The 19,920-nt window shown below is 59.9% G+C and carries 14 protein-coding genes; 3 read left to right on the top strand and 11 right to left on the bottom strand.

Annotated features, from left to right (window positions below; translation table 11 throughout):
- Window positions 1-129 precede the first annotated feature (129 nt).
- Entirely contained in the window at window positions 130-1,071 is a 942-nt protein-coding gene (ftcD, locus tag AC1DK3_RS04450; RefSeq protein WP_477191070.1) for a glutamate formimidoyltransferase, read from the bottom strand.
- 682 nt (window positions 1,072-1,753) lie between these two features.
- Between ftcD and AC1DK3_RS04445 the strand changes: the two genes are divergently transcribed.
- Window positions 1,754-2,440, top strand: coding sequence for a TetR/AcrR family transcriptional regulator (locus tag AC1DK3_RS04445; RefSeq protein ID WP_477191069.1), 687 nt, complete (start codon window positions 1,754-1,756; stop codon window positions 2,438-2,440).
- A 5-nt stretch (window positions 2,441-2,445) separates the two neighbouring features.
- Window positions 2,446-3,165 carry a type 1 glutamine amidotransferase gene (locus tag AC1DK3_RS04440; RefSeq protein ID WP_477191068.1) on the top strand — a complete coding sequence of 240 codons (720 nt, stop codon included), beginning with the start codon at window positions 2,446-2,448 and terminating at the stop codon, window positions 3,163-3,165.
- A 164-nt stretch (window positions 3,166-3,329) separates the two neighbouring features.
- Here the strand turns inward: AC1DK3_RS04440 and AC1DK3_RS04435 are convergent, their stop codons facing one another.
- The 10 genes from AC1DK3_RS04435 to AC1DK3_RS04390 form a co-directional block, all read right to left on the bottom strand.
- Window positions 3,330-6,494, bottom strand: a complete 3,165-nt coding sequence (locus AC1DK3_RS04435) for an efflux RND transporter permease subunit (protein WP_477191067.1) — start codon at window positions 6,492-6,494, stop codon at window positions 3,330-3,332.
- Entirely contained in the window at window positions 6,491-7,951 is a 1,461-nt protein-coding gene (locus AC1DK3_RS04430; protein WP_477191066.1) for an efflux RND transporter periplasmic adaptor subunit, read from the bottom strand. The genes AC1DK3_RS04435 and AC1DK3_RS04430 overlap by 4 nt, the downstream gene beginning before the upstream one ends.
- The gene (locus AC1DK3_RS04425; protein WP_477191065.1) at window positions 7,948-8,343 is read right to left on the bottom strand and encodes a FixH family protein; all 396 of its coding nucleotides are present in this window, start codon (window positions 8,341-8,343) and stop codon (window positions 7,948-7,950) included. Before AC1DK3_RS04425 ends, AC1DK3_RS04430 begins: the two co-directional genes overlap by 4 nt.
- 104 nt (window positions 8,344-8,447) lie before the next feature.
- Window positions 8,448-8,828 carry a hypothetical protein gene (locus tag AC1DK3_RS04420; protein ID WP_477191064.1) on the bottom strand — a complete coding sequence of 127 codons (381 nt, stop codon included), beginning with the start codon at window positions 8,826-8,828 and terminating at the stop codon, window positions 8,448-8,450.
- A 316-nt stretch (window positions 8,829-9,144) separates the two neighbouring features.
- Entirely contained in the window at window positions 9,145-10,194 is a 1,050-nt protein-coding gene (locus tag AC1DK3_RS04415) for a DUF2776 family protein (RefSeq protein ID WP_477191063.1), read from the bottom strand.
- 451 nt (window positions 10,195-10,645) lie between these two features.
- A complete protein-coding gene (locus tag AC1DK3_RS04410; RefSeq protein WP_477191062.1) occupies window positions 10,646-12,064 on the bottom strand; it encodes an ATP-binding protein in 1,419 nt (472 codons plus the stop codon).
- Window positions 12,061-12,726 carry a response regulator gene (locus AC1DK3_RS04405; RefSeq protein ID WP_477191061.1) on the bottom strand — a complete coding sequence of 222 codons (666 nt, stop codon included), beginning with the start codon at window positions 12,724-12,726 and terminating at the stop codon, window positions 12,061-12,063. Before AC1DK3_RS04405 ends, AC1DK3_RS04410 begins: the two co-directional genes overlap by 4 nt.
- A 158-nt stretch (window positions 12,727-12,884) precedes the next feature.
- Complete coding sequence (locus AC1DK3_RS04400) at window positions 12,885-14,072, bottom strand: efflux RND transporter periplasmic adaptor subunit (protein WP_477191060.1); 1,188 nt, start codon at window positions 14,070-14,072, stop codon at window positions 12,885-12,887.
- Complete coding sequence (locus AC1DK3_RS04395) at window positions 14,073-17,267, bottom strand: efflux RND transporter permease subunit (protein ID WP_477191059.1); 3,195 nt, start codon at window positions 17,265-17,267, stop codon at window positions 14,073-14,075.
- A gap of 221 nt (window positions 17,268-17,488) precedes the next feature.
- A complete protein-coding gene (locus AC1DK3_RS04390; RefSeq protein ID WP_477191058.1) occupies window positions 17,489-18,379 on the bottom strand; it encodes a bestrophin family protein in 891 nt (296 codons plus the stop codon).
- 175 nt (window positions 18,380-18,554) lie between these two features.
- Between AC1DK3_RS04390 and AC1DK3_RS04385 the strand changes: the two genes are divergently transcribed.
- A complete protein-coding gene (locus AC1DK3_RS04385; protein WP_477192872.1) occupies window positions 18,555-19,901 on the top strand; it encodes a dicarboxylate/amino acid:cation symporter in 1,347 nt (448 codons plus the stop codon).
- Window positions 19,902-19,920: the final 19 nt, after the last annotated feature.

Here is a 19,920-nt window from a genome sequence, read left to right as displayed (position 1 = left end):
CCCTAGGCGCCGCGTAATGGAATCAAAGCCGGCATCCATTTTCTCGGTGGTTGACACCGTTGTCGTGATGGAGCCGGCTTCGATTTCCTGTTATTTTTTTTGTTGATATTTTACGTGGGGCGTTACGCTCTAGCCTTCGAGCTCGAGCAAATGGTTCTCGAGAATCTGGCTCTTGTAATCCCAAGGACCGTTGATGCCCTCGAGCTGCAGGTACCATTCCGCCGTCTGCACGAGGACCTCAGCCGCGATGGTGCCGCACACCTGACCGGCAAGGACGTTCACGCCGTAGCGTGCGGCCTCAGCCTTCAGAAGATTGTAAATTCTGTGTAGCGGCGTCTGCAGCGGATTGCTGACCTCGATCGAGATGATGGCGACGTCTTTTCCAGTTCGGCGATGCTTATTCGGCAGGCCGATAGTGCCCTGGATGTTGGTGAAGCCGCCGGTCCTGCCTCTGATAAAGCTCGCAAGCTTCTTAGCGATGGCGACATCCGTGGTATCGAGCACGACGTTGAAATAAGCGTCATGCTGCTCAAGAGCGCCAACGATCGTCGCTCCAGCGGTTGGATGCAGCTTAGCGGGACCGAGATCCGGCGCGCGGCTCGGATCCTTGAGAACTGCGTCTCGCAGCCCTTCGTAGTTGCCCTTGCGAATGGCCGTTAGCCCTTCGCGGTCAGGACGGCGAGCGTTTTTGCCCGTGAAGAAGACCGGAACTTGGTGCCGCTTGAAGATCTCGTTGCCGATCTCCTCAGCCAGCTCCCGGCATTCCTCGATCGTAACGTCCTTTGCCGGATAGATCTCGATGGTATCGACGGCACCGATGCGCGGATGGTGGCCCTTCTGCTTCTCCATGTCGATCAATTCGTAAGCCTTGGCGCAAGACTCCAGAATCGCGTCCTTCATCACTTCAGGACGGCCAAGGAGCTCCACCGGAAGGCGATCGAAATCGGCGTCAGGCTCATAACCGATCAGTTTGAGTCCGGGCCTGTTGCGGTACGGAGCAATAATCTGGTCGATGACCTCCTTACGCTTACCGTCGCTGAAATTCGGATCTGAAAGAATGTACTTCGCCATAAAGTCCTCCTGCCCGGATGTAACGATTTGTTACCGGGATATCCCTGTGGTCTTGGGCATCCTGTGCGGATGCCCGCTTTTGAGAGAGCGGCATGACCGAACGATTCTTCCGATCGCAAAAAGCAAGAAACCGGAGAGTGCAGCTTGCCGTCTCCGAGTGAGGCTAGTTTCGGCCTTTTATTTAATCAAGCGATTAATTATATGCGCTGCATCATGAGAGACCGCACTTCGTGACGTCGGAATTACTGACGCGATATCCAGGCCGCAGCGCACGGAGCGCAACCGCTGCGAGAAGAGGCGCAGAATGATGATTTCGATTTCTGGCCGCCTTGTGCGCCGACCAAACGGCCGCATAAACGACGAAGCGCACAGTATCATTGAGAGATTCGGTCAGACGCCAGCCGATGAGTTGCCGGTGTCGGAGGGCAACCTAGGATCAGCGGCACGAGACGGCATGGAAGACGAAGACGTCATCTCAACTGGGATGCGCCATCAGAGAGTGCGAAGCAGCAATCTAAGCATCCGCAGTCAAAATTTTTTTCAGTTGCACGTAGATCCTAGCAGTTTGTTGCAGCTCACCTTAGGGTTTCGCCACGGGCAAGCCGGCCGCTCGCGACAATGAAGTGCTTGACGCTGGGAAACTGTGTAATTAATCCATCGATTGATTTTGGGACGGAGTAACATGGGCCGGAAACGCAAAGAAGTTGAACCAAAACTTGGGCGAAGGGCGGCAGTAGTTGCAGGCCCCGATGCCGATGAGCTCGCACGGATCGCTCTCGATTTATTTGCGGAGCGTCATTACTCGACAGTGACGATCAAGGACATTGGCAAAGCCGCTAACGTCAATAGCGCCATGATCTACTATCACTACCGGGACAAGCTCGCCTTGTTTAACGCGGCGATTGCCAGTGCGACGAGCGAGGCGTTCCAACACTTCGACGACAACATTCACAACGGCAAGCATGAGAACGCGGCTTCAGCGATCAATGCATGGTTCGACGTGCATGTGACCTTGCACAAGCGTCTGCGCAACGTCATCAAGATAAGCATGGACTGCAGTGGCCCAGAATTTTCGGACGCGAGAAGTACAATCAGAAACTTCTATAGTCATGAAAAGAAGATCCTCGGTGACATCATAACCGACGGCATCGACTCGGGCATTTTCCGTAAGGTCGATGTGTCGGTTGTGTGCACCATGATCTCCGCGTTCCTTGACGGCATCTTGGCGAGATCACTCATGCTCAAGGATTTCGACATGCTTAAGACAGTCGAAGAGTTCAAGCGGACACTCTGGCTTCATCTGGGGTATCGCACAGTGCCCGTCCGAACGTCGTCTCGTTCCAACACTACAGATCGCAAATCGGCCTGACACACATGCTTCCCGTTCTCATCGTCCAAAACGACCCCCAAGAAGGGGCGGGCTCGCTCGCCACTTTAATGGCCAAACGCGGTCTATCTCAGTTCATTGTCCAAGGCTTCAACGCACCGTATGCGGAGTTGATGCCTGGGCGTTTTAGCGCGCTCATCATATTGGGCGGTGCTCAGAGTGCGTATGAGACCGAGACCTACCCGTACCTTGAACGGGAAATGGCTCTCGTGAATTCCTTCATGAGTGCTGACAAGCCCATCGCTGGCTTCTGTCTTGGTGCGCAGATTCTCGCTGCAGCACTGGGAGGAGATGTATGCCCTGGCGCGCAAAAGGAAATCGGCTGGTACGATCTCACGCTGCGCGATGAGGCGGCGGAAGATCCTCTCCTGAAGGGACACCCGCAAACGCTTCTTTCTTATCATTTCCATGGCGACGTTATTCGCCATGTTCCCAACGGTATCGTTCTCGCTTCATCCGAGATGACGCCTTGGCAAACGTTCCGTTATGGCCAGAAGGCATACGGATTCCAGTATCATGCCGAAGTGAATAGATCACTGCTTGCCGACATGTGCCGCAACAACGAGAGTTATCTCGCTGCCAACGGCATCGACGCCGACGCACTTATCGTCGCGAGCGAACCGCACTTGCCGGACTTCGAACACCATTGCGCGGGCGTACTCGGGCGGTGGCTCGATCTGTTTTCAATTGCCGAAGAAGCACGGTGATCGAGTAAGGCCAATTCGAGTCACCCTCCGATGCGGCGCAACGTGTGCCAACCGGCGGTGACTTTGGTTTTTTGCACATCCTTCAGTGCTTGCGCGGAGGCGCCACTTACCGAGAAAGCGGACATTCATCGCTCGGTCGGGTCATGCCAGTCGTTGCTCACTTTTCAGCTAGGGGCCACAAACCGACCATCGACGATCGGTGCTGACGCCTCGGCCTTGGTTGGCAGGCGCCAGCCTTTTACAAGGCCGTAGATCGCCGGGATGACGATCAGCGTAAGGAGCGTTGATGAGATCATGCCACCGATCATCGGCACCGCGATGCGTTGCATCACTTCCGACCCGGTGCCGGTGCTCCACATGATGGGCAGCAAACCGGCCATGATCGCCACAACCGTCATCATTTTCGGCCGCACGCGTTCCACCGCGCCCACCATGATAGCACGATGAAGGTCCTCGCGTGTAAATGGCCTGCGCTCACGCAAGCATTCGGCTTGGATCTCGCGCTTGGAATTGTCGAGATAGATCAGCATGACCACGCCGGTCTCCGCGGCGACACCTGCCAACGCGATGAAACCCACCGCCACCGCGACGGAGAGGTTGAAGCCCAGCCACCACATCAGCCAGAAGCCGCCGACCAGCGCGAACGGCAGTGACAGCATGACGATGAGGGTTTCGGTGAGGCGCTGAAAGTTGAGATAGAGCAGGAAGAAGATGATCATCAGCGTCACCGGCACGACCATCTGCAGGCGCGCCTCGGCGCGTTCCATATATTCGAACTGGCCGCTCCACACGAGATATGTCCCCGTCGGCAGCTTCACCTGCGTCTCCACGGCCTTCTTGGCGTCGGCGATGTAGCCGCCGAGGTCGCGGTCGCGGATGTCGACGTAGACATAGGTAGCCAGCTTGGCGTTCTCGGTGCGGATGCTGGTGGCGCCCTTCGTGAGCCGTATGTCGGCGACTTCGCCCAACGGCACCGTGCCGCCGCCCGGCAGCGACACAAGGACGTCCTTGGCGATGGCTTGCGGATCGGAGCGCAAGTCGCGTGGGTAACGGATGGCGACGGTATACCGTTCGCGGCCTTCCACCGTTGTGGTGACGGGTTCGGCACCGAGTGCCGTCGAGACCACGTTCTGCACGTCGGAGACCATCAGTCCGTAGCGAGCCAGCCGCTCGCGGTTGGGGACGATCTCGAGGTAATAACCGCCTAATACTCGTTCGGCATACGCGCTGGAAGTACCTGGGACCGATTTGAGAATGGCTTCGACTTGGCGGGCAACGCCATCCATTTCGACGAGGTCCTTACCGATGACCTTGATGCCCACCGGCGTCCTGATGCCGGTCGACAGCATGTCGATGCGAGCCTTGATTGGCATAGTCCACGCATTGGAGACGCCGGGGAACTGCAGCGCCTTATCCATCTCGGCGATGAGGCTTTCGGTGGTGACGCCGGGACGCCATTCCTCCTTCGGCTTCAGATTGACGATGGTCTCGAACATCTCGGTCGGCGCCGGGTCAGTTGCCGTTTGAGCGCGGCCGGCCTTGCCATAGACCGACGCTACCTCCGGAAACGACTTGATGATGCGGTCTTGCATTTGCAGCAACTCGGCCGATTTGGTGATCGAGAGCCCCGGCAGCGTCGTCGGCATGAACAGCAGCGTGCCCTCGTTGAGATTGGCCATGAACTCACTGCCGACCTTAGTCACCGGCCACACCGACGTCGCGAGCACCGCGCCGGCCAGGACGATGGTCAGCGTCTCGGCCTTGAGCACACCCTTGATCACCGGCCTATAGATGGAGATGAGCGCGCGGTTGATGGGATTCTTTGCCTCGGGAATGATCCGCCCGCGCACAAAGATGACCATCAACGCTGGGACCAGCGTCAACGAGAGCAGCGCGGCCGAAGCCATGGCAAATGTCTTGGTGAAAGCGAGGGGCCCAAACAACTTGCCCTCCTGCGCCTCGAGGCTGAAGATCGGCAGGAACGACACGGTGATGATCAGGAGCGAGAAGAACAGCGCCGGCCCGACCTCGGTGGCGGCTTCAATCAGGATCTCGAGTCGCGGCTTGTCCTTGGGCGCGCGCTCCAGATGCTTGTGGGCGTTCTCGATCATGACGATCGCCGCGTCGATCATCGCGCCGATGGCGATGGCGATGCCGCCGAGGCTCATGACGTTGGAGCCAATGCCGAGCAACCGCATGGCGATAAAGGCCATGAGGATGCCGACCGGCAGCATCAGGATGGCGACCAGCGCGCTGCGTACGTGCAGGAGGAAGATGATGCACACGGCCGCGACCACCAGGCTTTCTTCGAGCAGCGTGTGCTTCAGGGTCTCGATGGCGCGGTGGATGAGTTCGGAGCGGTCGTAGACCGGCACCACCTGCGTTCCGGCCGGCAATGACGGCGCGATCTCCTTCAGCCGTTCCTTGACGTTATCGATGACGGTGAGCGCATTGGCGCCCGAGCGCTGCAGCGCGATGCCGCTCGCCACCTCGCCCTCGCCGTTTAGCTCGGCAATGCCGCGCCGTTCGTCGCCGACGATCTCCACGCTCGCGACGTTTTTCAGCAAGACCGGTGTACCCCCGTCGGCCTTGACCACGATGTTTTCGAGGTCCTGCACGCCCTTGAGGTAGCCCCGGCCACGCACCATGAACTCGTGCTCGGCCAGCTCCAACGTCCGTCCGCCGACATCCATGTTGTTGTTGCGGATGGCGTCGCGGATCTTGTCGAGCGGAATGTTGAAGCTCCTGAGGCGGCTCGGGTCCACCGTCACGCTGTATTGCTTGACGAAGCCGCCGACGCTTGCGACCTCGGCCACGCCTTCGGCCTTGGAGAGCGCGAAGCGTACCTCCCAATCCTGCATCGACCGCAGGTCTGCGAGCGACTTGTCCTTGGATTGCAACGCGTACTGATAAACCCAGCCCACGCCGCTGGCGTCGGGGCCGAGTGTGGGCGTGACGCCGGCAGGCAAGCGCTTGGCGGCGGCATTGAGGTATTCGAGCACGCGCGAGCGTGCCCAATAGATGTCGGTGCCGTCCGCGAAGATCACATAGACGAACGAGACGCCGAAGAACGAGAACCCGCGCACGACTTTGGAGTGCGGCACGGTCAGCATCGAGGTGGTGAGGGGATAGGTGACCTGGTCCTCGACCACCTGCGGCGCTTGTCCCGGATACTCGGTATACACAATGACCTGCGTGTCCGAGAGGTCGGGGATGGCGTCGAGCGGCAGTGTCCTCACCGCCCAGATGCCTCCTACAACGGCGAACGCCGTGGCGATCAACATCAGCATCACGTTCCGGGCCGACCAGCCGATCAGACGCGCGATCATTGGTTGACCTCCGGGGTCGCCGGGGCCTGGAAGCTCTTCAGCGCGGATTGGAGATTGCTTTCCGCGTCGATGAGGAAGTTGCCGTTGACGACGACACGGTCCCCCTCGGAAACGCCGCTAAGGAGTTCGACGACACCGTCGCCCCGGTGGCCCATCTTCACGTCGCGCGGCTCGTAGCGGCCTTCGCCCAGATCGCGAAGCACGACCTGGCGGCTGCCGCTGTCGATGACGGCGCTGGACGGCGCGATAAGCACCGGTTCCTTACCGCCGGTGGCGATCTGGACGTCGCCGTACATGTCGGGAAGCAGTGCCCGGTCGGCGTTGGGCATCTCGATGCGGACCTGCACGGTCCGGGTTTCCTTCATCAGGTGCGGATAGACGACTCTCACCGTGCCTTCGAAGGAGCGCCCGGGGTGGGCGCGCGTGGTGACCGTCACCGCTTGGCCGGGCTCGACTGCGCCGATCTCGCTTTCGGCGACGTTCGCCATCATCCAAACAATCGAATGGTCCGCGATGCGGAAACCGACGTCGCCCGCCTTGAAGCCCTGGCCATCGCTCCAATTGCGTTCGAGCACGTCGCCGCTGATGGGCGCGCGGATGGTGAAGGTGTCCGGCACGCGGCGCTCGCTCTTCACTTGGTTCATGAATTCCTCGGGCACACCGAGGTTTTGCAGGCGGCGCGTGGCGCCGACGACGCCCGCGGGCCCCTTGAGGCCCGGAGGAGATGCGGCCTCGTCGCTGCGAGTCCAGCCCGAGTTCTCCTCGACGAGCAAACGCGCGGCCTGGTCAAGCACGGCTTGGCCGAACACCGTCGCCAACACGTCGCCGGCCATCACATGAGTACCCGTGGTGACGTCGCCGATCTTGACGACATAGCCGTCGAACTTCGGCGCCACCACCGCGATGCGGCGCTCGTCGAGTGCGACTACACCCGGTGCCTGTATGGTTCGCGTCAAGGACCGCTTGATGACGACGACGGTCTCAACGCCGGTGCGCTGGATCTTGCCGGGAGAGACTTTCACCGATGCGTCGTCGCTGTCCTCGCCCTCGTAGACGGGGATGTAATCCATGCCCATGGAGTCTTTCTTCGGCACCGGCGATGTGTCCGGCAGCCCCATCGGGTTGCGGTAGAATTTGATCTTTCGTTCGACGCCGGGAACGGAGGCATGCACTTCCTCAGTCTTGCGCTTCGGTTCGAACGACACGTCCTCGCTGGCGTGGACCGCGACGTAGGGTGCGCCGCCGCCGGTGTTGCGCGGCGCCAGCGAATAGAGCGGCTTCCCATCGGGGTCGCGGTAATAGATCACCGGGCCAGTTGCTTCCGCGTGTGGCGCGTTTATAGCGGCCGTGGGATGGAGCGGCAGGTGGAGCATACCGTTCTGGCCCACCCAAAGTCCGGCTCCCGCCGCAGCGATGACCGCTGCCACGAAAGCCAACCCCTTGCTTAGGGCGCTCATTGGAGGGCCTTGATGATGAGCTTGTTCTCGACCGTCCCGGTTTCACCCTGCACCTTGGCGCCGAGCGACAAGGCCCACTCTCCCGCCATGCCGAGATACGTCTTGAACCGGTAGACGCCAGGCGCAGTCGACGCTTCCAGGTCCAGGGGGGCGGTCATATCCTCCATACCATCGGGGCCGATGTCGATGCGTTTGGCGAAGATCACAGCGTCGCCTACGGCACGCCCCGAAGGCTTGTGGACGAGCTTGACTGAGATTACCGCCGCGCCCTGCTTCACTTCCTTGTCAAGCAGCTGGAACTCGTAGTCCTTGGAATCGGCCAGAGCCGAACCGGTCATGCCCATGAAGAACGCGAAGCCGACGGCGAGCGCGCGCAATGAATGACGTTGCATGTTGTATGTCTCCTGATGTCTCGAACCGACGCACGGCCGCTATGGCGCGCGCGCATGCAGGCCGCGGCAAGCCGCAGCGATTGCTCACGCCGGAATGGCGCAGGTCAGAGACTGGGAGGTCGAAGGAGAGGCGGGATCAGCGAACTCGGCGGCACCGCATAGATCGCGGGCGCCACGCGATCGGCGATGACATCGCCATGTAGTCCGGCCTCGGATGCTGGGGCCGGCAAAGGCTGGAAGCACTTAACTAGGCAAGTGCCCATCTCCGGACAGACTTTCTGAGGACAGTTCGGGCAAGCCTTCTTTATCTTCTTGTGGCAGGGCATCTCGTCGCCGTGTGCCGGCATCGCCTCGGGGGCCGACACCGAGTCCTTGCCCGACATCGCGTACGCGTAGGTTGCGGCGAGCGGCATCGAAAGCAACGCGCCGAACATGGCGAGCAGCCCCAAGAAAACGAACCAGCGATGGTAAAAACGGTGCCTCATCACAGATTACGCTGCCATATGATGGCCGCGGCGGCAATAAGGTTGCGGCGATTTAGGCGAATTCGCTTCCTCCCCTCGCTCGCGGAAATGGGCTTGGCGGAAGATTTGTGAAGACGATGTAAAGAAGACGCCCACCACCGCCCGCGCGGCGATCATCACCCTGGACGTCTATCCGTTCAAGACGACATGCCGGCCGCCTCTGGCTCGGCCCCTCTCACGTCCGGCCAGAAAGCTTATCAAGCGGGGTGAGTCGCTATCGAATATCGCTTCCTGCACCGGCGCGGTCACTGGCGGCCCATGCCGGTCACGCTCATACCTATTTCGATGATGTGCCCGCCTCCAGTATCGAGACGATCGAGAAGAGCGTGAAACACACCGCCCCAAGTCCGACCATGACGCGGGAGGGCACGAAATATCCGGCATTGGCGTCCGTCGCTTCGAACAAGAAGGCCGCGACGAACAGACAGGTCAGGGCGGTCAGAACCGGCAGCAGGGGAATGCGATTGGCCAGCGGAAAGCTTCGGCGCCAGACGAGCGCCAGAAGAAGCGCCTTCGACAGAATGCTGTAGCAGATGAGGCCCAGTCCGATCAGCACGATGCCCGGAGCGAGGCGATAGTCGTGATCGTTGCTGATCAGCACATAGATGCCGAGCAGGATGTTGACCGAGCCCATGACGACGACGAGCCAGCTCCACATCATGCGCTCGCCCTCGGTGAACACGTTGCGGATCTGGCGGACGATTGTTGCGACCAGGGCGGTCAGACTGAGGCAGATCGCAGACAGGCCGAACATCACATGGCCGGCGACATAGCCCGGCTGATCGCCTCGCATCAAAAGCCAATACGTCAATGCGAATCCGACGATCGCGCAGATCACAGGAATAGCTATTAGTTGCAAGGCTACGTGTTTCGTATGCGCGCCGTCCGGCGGCCCATCTTCCGGCTTTCGCCCTGCACTGACCGGAATAAGGGTGAAAACTGTGGACGCCGTGGCTACCGTGCTTACGCAGATCGCGATCAATCCAACACCGATAGCGATGTGTCCGGCGACGATATGGTCCCCCGCATCGAACGAAGCGGTTAGGGCGATGCCGTAGGCGATGGCGGCGAGCGAAACGAAATATCCTAATGCCGGCAGGGCCACGCGCCAGAACTCGCTATAGCGATGGATGAGCTGGCGGATAATCGTCGCCGCTGTGGTGAACAGCGCGTAGCAGATCGCCGTCAGCGCGATGTTGACGTGACCTGCAACAAAGTGATTGGCGTCTGTTGCGCCGTACAGAATGTAAAGGCCAAATGCGAGACAAATCGCGCCCATTATCAGGGGAATGGCGCGGAATAGTACGCTGATCGCGAGATTCATCATGGCCTCTCGGGGTATCCCCGGCCGAGGGTATTGCTCCGGGGCGGCATCAGGTGTGGTGAAAGTGCTCTGCAGGCGCCGGATTACAACATTTTCCGTACACTGCAGTTCCAGCGGTCCCTAGCCGGCTAACTCGATTTTCGAATACGTCTTCGACGACGAGACGTCGCGACCTCGTCAAGCTCTTGGCGCTCGTCGACTTATCCGACGGAACTCGCATCGATATCGCGTATAAGCCACGAGGTTAGAGCGCGCGGGCAGGCCGGCCGCACTCAGTGGCAAAGCCGGCCAATAAGCTCGGCGTTTTGCGAATAATTGACGTATACTCCCCGAAAATCCGAAGCCTTCGGGGCAGTTCGAAGCTACGTCGCTCGCAGCGCTGTCAGGCGACGATCTGCTCGCGGCGACCTTAGCCGCCAGCGGCACGATAGACGTGAACGCGTCGGCGATCATACTAGGCATCTATCGCTTCATGCCGGATGCGCGCGCATTGACCAACCTTATCTGCATCCAGAGCATCGACGCATAGTTCGGAAATTTCGATGCGAAGCTCAGCGCGCAAGCCGCCCTCCGAGCGGTTTGAGAGTGCGAAACTTCCCTTCGCGCGCGCGAGCGCTAAACCCACGATCGAGAGGCCCAGCCCGCTGCCGATAGCAGCCCGATTTCGCCCTCGAAAAAAACTATCCCTCACGTTGGCGATCTCGTCGGCGGGTATTCCGGGACCTTCGTCATCGATGTAGATGACCGCGACGTTACCATCTCGCTCGGCCGAACACCGCACGATGCCGGAATTCGGCGAATGAAGGATGGCGTTCTCGAGGAGATTGCGAGCGGCCATCGCAAATAGGATCGGATCCATGTTCAGCCGAATGCCGTCGAGGCTGCGATCGAAATGCACCTGCGCCGATTGGGATAGCTGGTAACGAAGTTGCTCATCGACGAATTCCAAACTCTTGCGAAGTTCGATGCCATCCTCCGGCGGATAGACTTCACTGGATTCCGCCGCCGTTATATCCATCAGTTGGCGAAGCAGACGGGATGTACGATCAACGCCGAAAGCAACTTGCCGAAGAGCCTTATTGCGCACGGCCGCGTCTTCGCTCGAAAGAGCGATTTGCGCTTGTACTTTTAAGCCTGCGATCGGCGTTCGCAATTCGTGCGCCGCGAATGCCGTAAAGTTTCGCTCGTGCTCGCGCGCCGCGGTGACGCGATCAAACAGGCCGTTGAGCGATTTGATGACCGGCCGGATTTCGGACGGCGCTCCACTCTCAACGAGCGGACTGAGATCAGATGCACTGCGAGTCCGAAGCGCACCAGCCATCCGGTTCAAAGGAGCCAGTCCCCGGCCAACGCTCAGCCAAATGAGGGCAGCCATGATGGGGGCTATCAGCAGGAGTGGAATCAAAAGCCCTTTAATGACTGCAGCGACGAGCTTCTCCCTCACCCGCAAGTTGTCGCCAACCAGCACCCGAATTCCTGCCGCTTTGTTCTCGGCGGCATAGACGCGCCAGCGCTCTCCACCGACACTGTTGTCCGAAAATCCCGACGCATCTCCAGTCAGCGGCGTCTCAGGTGCATCATCCGAGCGCCCGACGAGCGAGCCGTCGAGAGCCCAGATCTGACAAGACAGCTGCCGATCATAAAGCGTGCGGTTTGCGGCTGGACTGAGCAGACTTTGGCCAGGACGATCGGAATGCTTCTCCTGATTGGTGATCAACGAACTCACCATTCGTGCCGCTTCAATAAGGCGGGCATCGAGCGCCCGCTCCACCTCGGCACTCGTGCTGAAATAGATCCAGCAGGCCGCGCCTGTCCAAGCGCCTCCGGTCGTCAGCATCAGGATGAGGAACAAGCGCGCGCGGATGGACCTCATGATGCGTCCTCATACAGCCGATAGCCGATGCCACGCACTGTCTCGATCACATGATTACCGAGCTTGGCGCGCAGGTGATGAATGTGAACTTCGACCGTGTTGCTTTCGACATCCTCCTGCCAGCCGTAAAGCTTTTCCTCGAGCTGGCGCTTCGACAGGATTTGTCCGGGTCGATCCATCAAGACTTTCAAAATTGAAAATTCGCGCCGGGAAAGCCGCACCTGGTCGCCGGATTTTCTGACAGTCATCGACGCGGGCTCGATCACAATATCCCGCCAGGCGATGGTCTCTGTCGCGCGCCCCGCGGCGCGCCGGATCAGCGCTCGCAAGCGAGCGGCCACTTCATCCAGGTCGAACGGCTTTCCGAGATAATCGTCAGCGCCTGCGTCGAGCCCCGTGATCCGGTCTACGACAGTATCTCGCGCCGTCAGCAACAGCACAGGAACGGTGTTCCCGCGTTGGCGCAACGATCCCAACAAGTCCAAACCGGAGCCGTCCGGCAACATCTGATCGAGCACGATCGCATCGAACTCACCTGCGCGCATCGCCGTTTCGGCCTCCGCGTAGCAGGCCGCGATTTCCACGGTGAAGCCACTGAGATTCAATCCCACCTGCAAACCATCGAGCAGAATGGCATCATCCTCAACAACGAGGATCCGCATCGATCTTCCCATCCTCTGCTTCAGCGCAAAGCGCTCAGGTGCCGCTCACGCATTTTCCGGCGAGACCTTCATCATGGCATCATTTAGGCTTCGCTTAAGGCTGGCTTAAGGAGATCGACGATCTGCGACGTTGTCTACCCCTCCGTGCGAAACCGGCATCAGCTCACGCCCTGACCTTTGGCCACTTTAACATCGACCTTATCGCCCTCCCGGAGAAGCGCATTCGGGCTGATGATGACCCGATCTCCGGTCGTCAGCCCTGACGTGACGACGACACTCTGGCCCAGATCGCGATCGACGATAATCGGCTTGATTTGCACCACACCCTGATTGTCGACGACGAAAACAACCTGACGGCCCGCGCGGGTAACGATCGTGTTAGTCGGCACCAGCACGGAACCCTTGCCGCTACTCACATCGATCTTCACTTGGCCGATCAAGCCGGCAGGGATGCGCCGCTCAGGATTGGGCATGAGAAATTCAACGCGCATGGTGCCTGAGGACGGATCGATGAGACCCGATGAGCGCCCGACGCTGGCGTTAAACGTTTGGCCGGGTAGCTCCGCAAACACGACACGCGCCTCGGTACCCGCGCCGACCTTGAGCGAAGCCGATTGCGGGACGTCAATTTCAAGTCTCAGTTCGTCGAGCCGGCCGATCCGAAGCAGAAAGCCTTCTGACTGAGTTTGATTGGCCGTGACTTTGTTGCCGCGTTCGACCTGGCGCGCGATGATCGTGCCGGCGAAGGGAGCACGCACGGTCTGGAAACTTTGAATTTCTTCGAGCCGCTTCACCTCGGCGCGAGCCGCTTCCAGATCTGCCTCGGCCGTCAACTTTGCAGCATAACGTGCATCGCGAATTTGCACCGAGACATGTCCCTTCGGCACCAGAACCTCTGCACGCTCCAGCTCCAACTTTGCAAGGGTGAGCCGCGCTTCGATCTGGCGGCCAGCCGCGCGGGCCCGCATGAGCTCCTGATCGACCTCGGGCGCCTCGATGCGCAGAAGCACGTCACCCGCTTCCACGCGATCGCCAATGTCGACACGCCGCTCACCGACGATGCCGTTCACGCGCGACAAGATGTATGCCTGCTCGGCAGGTGCTGCGCGCGCGGATAATGTGAGTATGGAGGTCTCGGCAGCGGGCTGGGGTTTGACGACACGGACCGAGCGGGCACTTAAGCTTTTTGCGTCGCGCGAGCCGCCGTCGGCTGCTTCGGCCACCCGCTGCAAGCCAACCAGCTTCTTGAGGAAGCCGGCAGTCCCGCCGTCCCGGAACATCAAGCCGCCAAGGCCTGCGCACGAAACGAAGAGAATGGTCGCGGCGACAAATTTCTTCGGGGCCATTCAATGTGCTCCTGCACTTTTCGCGATTGGTAAGGCAACGCCGCTATCCGCATCAGCGATGGGCTGATTTCTGGTTCGACGCAGACGTAAAGAAAGCAGCGTAGCGAAGAGAAACGGCACGAACGTCAACGTTGCACCCGTCCCGAACAAGAGTCCGCCAACCACGGCGCGCCCGAGCGGCGCGTTCTGTTCTCCGCCTTCGCCGAGCCCGAGCGCCATTGGCAGAATGCCGACGATCATCGCCGTGGCTGTCATCAGCACCGGCCTAAGCCGCGTCCGCACGGCATCGAGCGCCGCTTGAGCCGGCGTTTCGCCCTCATGCAAGCGGTCGCGCGCGAAGCTCGTGACCAGCACGCTGTTTGCCGTCGAAACGCCGATGACCATGATGAGACCCGTAAGCGCCGGAACGGAAAGCGGTGTGCCCGTCACGTAGAGTGCAAACATTGCCCCGGAGATTGCGACCGGCAGACCACCCATTGCGATCAGCGGCATCAGCCACGATTGGAAATTCACGACCATCACGAGATAGACGAACACTGCCGCCATCATCAGGCCGGAAATCATCTCGCCGTAGGCCTGAGCCATCGATTGGGCTTGGCCGGCGATTTCGATGCGATTACCGGGCTTCAGGCGCGGCCTCACTGCGTCCACCGCGCTTTCCACGTCCCGGTAGACGCCGCCGAGATCGCGCCCCTCGGTGTTGGCCAACAGGGTCGTCATGGGCTGCAAGGTGACGCGGTCGATGTTGGCCGCCAATGTTCTGAGCTGCAGGGTGGCAAACGATCTAAGCGTGACCTGCTGGCCGTTCGCAGCTGTTTTCACAGGTATATTGAGCAGCTGCTCCGGCGAGTTGAGATTTACCGGCGGCGCGACGACTTGAACCGTATACGACATGCCCTGGCTTGGATCGCTCCAGAAGTTCGGTGACACGGTTCCGGAGGCGCCGAGAACAGTCAGCAACGCGGTCGCTGAATCTTGCGGCGTCACGCCGAGCTGCAGCGCGCGCACCCGGTCGATCTCGAGATAATAAGACGGCAGATCGCGCACTTGCCGCGGTGTGATGTCGACTGCACCAGGGATCTCCTTCATACGCGCCATTAAATCGCCAGCGATCTCGGCGTTGCCGGGAACGTCACGTCCGATCACGCGCACCTCGATCGCGGTCTGGGTGCCGGCCGCGAGAGTTTGAGCCGTCGCGTCCGCCGGACGGAAATAGAACGCAAGTTCAGGGAAACGCTCTTTGAGTTTTTGGCGAATTTGGCTGACGTATCCCGCGGTCGGAGCGTGCGGACTGGCAAGCTGCACGAGGATCTCGCCGTCGAAGGAGCCGATGACCCCACTTTCGACCCACGCGAGATTGATCGGCTCCGGACTGCCGATGGTCTCGGCAATGAAGCCGACTTCGCCTTCGGGAATGATGCTGCGAATTTCGTGCTGCACGTCGGCAAACTTGCGCGCGGTTTCTTCAAGTCTGAGCCCGGTCTGCGCGCGGACATAGATTCGGATCATGCCGGCATCCGCTTCCGGAAAGAACTCACGGCCGACGTTCGTGCCGGCGAACGTACCGAGCGCGAGTGCGAAGACAAGACCCGCAACGGGAAGGACTTTCCATGCGAGCAAGAACTGCGCGATGCGCGCTATTCGCCGTTCGAGGTACGCGAGGCCGCCTTCAACGGCGCGTGAAACGAGGCCCGGGTGGTGGGGCTGATGCGGGTTGTGCGCGCTCAACATGAGCGACGCGAGAGACGGAACCAACGTTCTCGACAGTACGAACGATGCCGCCATCGCAAACACGACGGCGAGCGCCAACGGCACGAAGACGAAGGCCGCGATGCCCGTCAACAGGAAGAGAGGCGAGAAGACGATGCAGATCGCAACCGTCGAGACAAACTCGGGAAATACGACCTCGCTCGCGCTCTTCAGGATTGCTTCCTGCAACGGAAGACCGGCCTCGAGGTTCCGGTTGATGTTCTCGATCTCAACGAGCGCGTTGTCCACCAGGATGCCGATGGCCAGCATCAAGCCGCCGAGCGTCATCAGGTTGAACGTGTTACCTGTCAGCGCCAGCCCGGCAACGGAGGCAAGAAGCGCCAGCGGGATGGACGTGAGTACGATCAGCGACGACCGCCAGCTCCCTAGGAACACCAGAACAACAAAGGCCACAAGAAGACCGACGATGATTGCCTCGATTGCCACGTTATCGATCGCGCGGCTAACGAATTGGGACTGATCGAATACCGGCGCGATGGTCACGCCCTCGGGCGCCGCCGCCTGCAGTTCTCCCATGCGTTGCTTGATCTGCTGGACAATGCCGAGGGTCGACGCATCTCCGAGCTTCAATATCGAGACGATGACCGCGTTTTGGCCGTCGAGACGGGCGATATTGCTCTGCACGGCCTGTCCGTCTCGCACGCTTGCAACATCGGAGACGCGGATCACGCGGCCATCCACGGACCGCAGCGGAAGGTCGGCGAAACTCGCGACCTGCTCGGGGCTCGCATTCGTCGTGATGGCGATTTCGCGGGTATCGATACGAAGCGCGCCAGATGGAAGCGTCAGGTTCTGCGTGGCCGTCGCCCGTGCTACCTCGCTCGGCGAAATGCCATAGGCTTGCAACGCCTCCGGCTTGAGATCGATCATGACTTGGCGCGACGCGCCGCCATAAGGCAGCGTCAGCCGGATGCCGGGGATGGACTGAATCTGCGCGCGGAGTTGAAGCCGCGCATAGTCGTAGAGGGCGCCGTCCGACAGCGTATCGGAAGCGAGTACGAGTTGTAGGATCGGCACGCTGGAGGGAACATAAGGCACAATCAACGGCGGGCTGGTTCCCGGCGGCATCCGCCGGAGAATGGTTTGGCTCACCGATGTCACCTGGGCGAACGCATTGGTCACATCGGTGCCCGGCTGAAACGCAACCCGGATGATGCCGACGCCGTTGATCGTTTCGGAACGCACCTCGCGAAGATTATCGACGTTGTTCATGATCGCGAGTTCGCTGAAGGAGGTCAGCTTGCTCGCCATCTCTTGCGGATTTAGACCCTGGTATGTCCAGATGACGTTGATCGCCGGAATGTTGACCGCCGGGAGAATGTCGGTCGACATGCGCCGGGCCGCCATCCCGCCGACAAGCAGCAGAAGCATGGCGAGCACCCCGATGCTGTGGCGATGACTGATCGCGTAACGAACAATCCACATGCGTTTCTGCCCTCTGATGATTTTCCAGGGCAGCAACCCCCGTGCAGCATCCCCGTGCCTCTCCAATCCTGTGCACCTTAAGCCAAGCTTAAGTTCGCACCCTCGGGGCTTGGAGCGGCCGCGTCATTTTCGGCGGCAAACTTCAACGTGCCATTCGCTGAACGGCCAGGTGCGGCCTCGATAGGCCGGAATCGTCGCGCAGGCGCACTGCCGTTTATGGCTCACAACAAAACATAGCCGACAGGCTGTAGTTCATCGGGCAACGGCCCCAGCCCCAAAAAGTCCATTGTCTCTCGCTCCATCGTCCTGACCAGCGCTCGAATAGGAAGGCTGTTGTCGGCTGATCCGAAGGGTTCGGCCAAATCGTCGCCGATCGCATCCAGGCCGAAGAACGTATAGCTGATGAAGGCGACGATGACTGGCGTGCCCCAGCCAAGCTGAGGCGCAAGAGCGAACGGCAGCAGGGCGCAAAACAGATAGACTGTCCGGTGAATGAGAAGTGTGTAGGCAAAGGGCAAGGGCGTCGTCTTGATGCGTTCACAGGCTGCTTGCACATTGGAAATTGCATTCATGCGGATCGCGGCAGACGAATAACGCCAATCCGAAAGCTCGCCAGATTTATTAAGCGCGAGGAGTTCTCCTCCGATTTGCCTGAGAATGGTATCGCAGACGTTGGGAGCAGCGGAGCCGACTACCTCCCAAGGCCGCGCTGCGGCGATCTCATCTTCATCGCGAAGGCGCGCCGAAAGAGCGTGAACGTAGGCGATAAGGGGGACGAAAATTCGCTTTTTTGCCTCGTCATCTAAATCCGACAATTCCCGGCACAACGATCGGGCTTGCACCAGAAGCTCACCCCACTGCTTGCGCCCCTCCCACCAACGATCGTAAGCCGCGCTGTTCCTGAAACTCATAAATACGGATATCGCGATCCCGATCAGACCAAACGGGGCGGTGCCGAGATGCGCTAGCGGCTCGAAGTGAAAATTGCCGACGTAGACGACCACACAGGCCAACACCGTAATGAAGAGGCAACGCCAAGCGACCCGGCCGGCGATCGAACCACGAACCGCGAACAGGATGTCGAACAGCGAGGCTTTCGGTCTGACGATCAAAGAAATTTCTCCTCGGATTGCAAATCTTGTCTCGAAAGACCTGGCGGACACATGGATTCGTGTCTGTGTTTAGGACATTTCACGACACGCGGACGTGTCTATTCGACTCATCGGCCGGAACTTGGCCTATACTCCCCGATAATTCAAAGCCTCGGGGGTGTTCGAAACAATGTTGCTGACTGCACGGCCAGGCGATGAGCTGCCCGAGGCTCCGTCCAATAGGCCTTTCTATTCCCACCTCTACGTGCAGGTGCTGAGTGCCATCGTGGCCGGCGTTCTTCTGGGCCACTTTTATCCTGATATCGCAGTAGAGATGAAGCCGCTCGGCGACGCTTTCATCAAGCTCATCAAGATGATCATCGCGCCGGTCATCTTCTGCACTGTGGTACATGGCGTCGCGTCGATGTCGAACCTGAAGGCCGTCGGCAGCGCGGGTATAAAGGCACTCGTCTACTTCGAGATCGTGACGACGCTGGCGCTCATCATCGGCATGACCGTCGCGAACGTCGTTCGCCCCGGCGCGGGCATGAATATCGATCCGAGCCAGCTCGACGCTTCCGCGGTGGCGAGTTACGTCACCAAGGCGCACGCGGAAGGCACCGTCGAGTTCCTGCTCGATATCATTCCGAAGACCGCCCTCGGCGCGTTCGTCGACGGCAACATTCTGCAGATCCTGTTCTTTGCGCTGCTGTTCGCCTTCGCGCTCCAGGCCCTGGGCCAACGCGGCAAGCTCGTGCTCGATCTCGTCGATCAGACTTCGCATGTGCTTTTCGGCATCGTCGGCATCATCATGAAAGCGGCGCCCATCGGCGCTTTCGGTGCCATGGCCTTCACGATCGGGAAATACGGCGTTTCGGCGCTCGGCTCTCTCGCAGCCTTGATGGGCACATTCTATCTTACGTGTATCATTTTCATCGTTTTCGTTCTGGGTTCAATTTCCTGGTTCGCGGGCTTCAGCATCTTCAAGTTCATCCGCTACATCAAGGATGAGCTGCTGATCGTGCTTGGCACATCATCCTCAGAGTCGGTTCTGCCTCGGATGATCGCGCGAATGAAGCGGCTTGGTTGCGATGAGTCCATCGTCGGGCTCGTTATCCCGACGGGCTATGCGTTCAACCTGGACGGCACCTGCATCTACCTGACGATGGCGACGCTGTTCCTCGCGCAGGCGACCAATGTCGATCTATCGCTCGCGCAACAGCTCGGCATTCTCGGAGTCCTCCTGCTAACGTCAAAGGGCGCCGCCGGGGTTACGGGATCGGGCTTCATCGTGCTCGCGGCGACCCTTGCCGCCAGCGGTACGATCAACGTGACCGCGATGGCGATCATACTCGGCATCGATCGCTTCATGTCGGAAGCGCGCGCATTGACCAACCTCATCGGCAACGGAGTTGCGACGGTCGTCGTCGCCAAGATGGAGGGAGCACTCGATATTGAACGCATGCATGCCGAGCTTGATCGACGCGCAGGGCCGAGCGTGGGCCAGGACCGTCAGGGCCTTGAACCATCCCGGGTGTCGTAATCCGCGAAGGCAAGGAGAC

This window comes from Hyphomicrobium sp. 01T421 (assembly GCF_056398805.1).
Note: the sequence above shows the minus strand (reverse complement) of the source record. Positions and strands in the feature narration are given on the sequence as shown.

Excerpts from the sequence above, each read along its gene's own strand:
- ftcD (WP_477191070.1), bottom strand. The coding sequence starts at position 1,071 with ATGGCGAAGTACATTCTTTCAGATCCGAATTTCAGCGACGGTAAGCGT.
- AC1DK3_RS04445 (WP_477191069.1), top strand. The coding sequence starts at position 1,754 with ATGGGCCGGAAACGCAAAGAAGTTGAACCAAAACTTGGGCGAAGGGCG.
- AC1DK3_RS04440 (WP_477191068.1), top strand. The coding sequence starts at position 2,446 with ATGCTTCCCGTTCTCATCGTCCAAAACGACCCCCAAGAAGGGGCGGGC.
- AC1DK3_RS04435 (WP_477191067.1), bottom strand. The coding sequence starts at position 6,494 with ATGATCGCGCGTCTGATCGGCTGGTCGGCCCGGAACGTGATGCTGATG.
- AC1DK3_RS04430 (WP_477191066.1), bottom strand. The coding sequence starts at position 7,951 with ATGAGCGCCCTAAGCAAGGGGTTGGCTTTCGTGGCAGCGGTCATCGCT.
- AC1DK3_RS04425 (WP_477191065.1), bottom strand. The coding sequence starts at position 8,343 with ATGCAACGTCATTCATTGCGCGCGCTCGCCGTCGGCTTCGCGTTCTTC.
- AC1DK3_RS04420 (WP_477191064.1), bottom strand. The coding sequence starts at position 8,828 with ATGAGGCACCGTTTTTACCATCGCTGGTTCGTTTTCTTGGGGCTGCTC.
- AC1DK3_RS04415 (WP_477191063.1), bottom strand. The coding sequence starts at position 10,194 with ATGATGAATCTCGCGATCAGCGTACTATTCCGCGCCATTCCCCTGATA.
- AC1DK3_RS04410 (WP_477191062.1), bottom strand. The coding sequence starts at position 12,064 with ATGAGGTCCATCCGCGCGCGCTTGTTCCTCATCCTGATGCTGACGACC.
- AC1DK3_RS04405 (WP_477191061.1), bottom strand. The coding sequence starts at position 12,726 with ATGCGGATCCTCGTTGTTGAGGATGATGCCATTCTGCTCGATGGTTTG.
- AC1DK3_RS04400 (WP_477191060.1), bottom strand. The coding sequence starts at position 14,072 with ATGGCCCCGAAGAAATTTGTCGCCGCGACCATTCTCTTCGTTTCGTGC.
- AC1DK3_RS04395 (WP_477191059.1), bottom strand. The coding sequence starts at position 17,267 with ATGTGGATTGTTCGTTACGCGATCAGTCATCGCCACAGCATCGGGGTG.